The organism is uncultured Abyssibacter sp., assembly GCF_964000955.1.
In the GTDB taxonomy this organism is placed as follows: Bacteria; Pseudomonadota; Gammaproteobacteria; order Nevskiales; family OUC007; genus Abyssibacter.
The window spans coordinates 1-1,818 of record NZ_CAXFCL010000219.1 but is presented as its reverse complement, the minus strand read 5'-3'; the positions used below and the strand labels follow the sequence as shown (position 1 = coordinate 1,818).

The following is a 1,818-nucleotide window of genomic DNA, read 5'->3' as shown; positions in this document are numbered from 1 at the left end:
GGTCCAGGGCCTCCGGCTGCAATTCCAGCAGGCCGGATTCCATCACCTCCAGACCCTCCGCGCTCTCGGCGAAGAAGGTCTGCTGGAACTGGCGCATGTCGATGCTCATGCCGGATCGCCCCGAATCAGTTCAGCACGCGGTTGACCACGGAGATCAACTGGTCGGGATTGAACGGTTTGACCAGCCATCCGGCGGCGCCGGCCTGCTTGCCAGCGGCCTTCTTGTCGGCGCCGGCCTCGGTGGTCAATCGCGTGCTGAATTGATTCAGGGCGGTCCGGCATGAGCATCGACATGCGCCAGTTCCAGCAGACCTTCTTCGCGGAGAGCTCGGAGGGTCTGGAGGTTATGGAATCTGGCCTGTTGAGCTTGCAGCCGGAAGCCCTGGACCCGGAGACGATCAACGCGATCTTTCGGGCGGCGCATTCGATCAAGGGCGGCGCCGGCACCTTCGGTTTCGATTCCATCAGCACCTTCACCCATGTGGTGGAAACGCTGCTGGACGAGCTGCGCGCCGGCACCCGTCAGGCCGATGCGGCGCTGATCGATCTGCTGCTGCAATCGGTTGATGCGCTGCGGGCGATGTTCGAAGACGCGCAGGCCGAACGGCCGATCGACCTCGGTCCGCATCAGGTCACGCAGCGGGCGCTGGAACAGGCGCTACATGCTGAATCCGGTCCGGCCACGTCCGCCGAATCCGATGCCGGACACGAGTCGCCGACCGCTGGCTGGACGATCGACTTCCGCCCGCATCCCGAGCTGTACAGCACCGGCAACGATCCGCTGCACGTGCTGCGTGAACTGGCGTCGATGGGCCAGTTGGAGGCCACGGTCCACACCGATGCGCTCCAGGATCTGACGGTGATTGACCCCACGCAGTGCTATCTGCGCTGGGATCTGGTGCTCCGGGGCGATGTCGACGAGGCCGCCGTTCGCGAGGCCTTCGCGTGGATCGAGGACGAGTGCGACCTGACCATCACCGCGCTGGACGCCGAGACGGGCGAACCCGCCCAGGCATCGGCGCCGGTCGCGCAGAACCAAGCGCCGTCGACGGGTACCGCGCCACAGGTCAGCAAGACCGCGCGGCCGGGGGGCGGTAGCAGCGCGTCCATACGGGTGGCGGTCGACAAGATCGACTCGCTGATCAATCTGGTGGGCGAGTTGGTCATCACCCAGTCCATGCTCCACCAGGCCAGCCTGGACATGGACCCGATGCATCACGAAAAGCTGATCGCCGGTCTGGAACTGCTCGCCCGCAACACCCGCGACATTCAGGAAGCGGTGATGTCGACCCGCATGGTCGCCATCGAAACCGTGTTCAAGCGGTTTCCGCGCGTGCTGCACGATGTCGCCGCACGGCTGGGCAAGCAGGTGGAGCTGCAGACCGAAGGCGAGGGCACCGAGCTGGATCGCGGAGTCACCGAGAAGATCGTGGATCCGCTGACCCACATCATCCGCAACTGCGTGGATCATGGCATCGAATCGCCGGAACGCCGTGCCGCCGCCGGCAAGTCGAAAACCGGGCGGATCACGCTGCGGGCCGCGCATGAGGGCGGCTACATCGTTATCGACGTCATCGATGACGGCGCCGGTCTCAACCGCGAACGCATTCTGGAAAAGGCGAAGTCGTCAGGCCTTGCCGCCAGCGACGACATGCCGGATTCCGAGGTCTGGCAACTGCTGTTCGCCCCCGGTTTCTCCACCGCCGAGGCGGTGACGGACCTGTCCGGCCGCGGCGTCGGCATGGATGTGGTCAAGCGCAACATCGTCGGTCTGGGCGGGCAGGTCACGCTGTCGTCCGAGGCTGGCCAGGGCACACG

Annotated in this window: 1 protein-coding gene and 1 pseudogene; one reads left to right on the top strand and one right to left on the bottom strand. The window is 65.6% G+C overall.

Going from position 1 to position 1,818, the window contains the following annotated elements:
- Positions 1-125: 125 nt before the first annotated feature.
- Positions 126-248: pseudogene (locus ABNS06_RS10820) on the bottom strand (response regulator); the annotation flags it as partial.
- Positions 249-280: 32 nt separating this feature from the next.
- On the opposite strand from ABNS06_RS10820, the gene ABNS06_RS10815 reads away from it, so the two are divergent.
- Positions 281-1,818 (top strand): chemotaxis protein CheA (locus ABNS06_RS10815; RefSeq protein WP_348674607.1); only part of this gene is annotated, 1,538 nt, incomplete at its 3' end.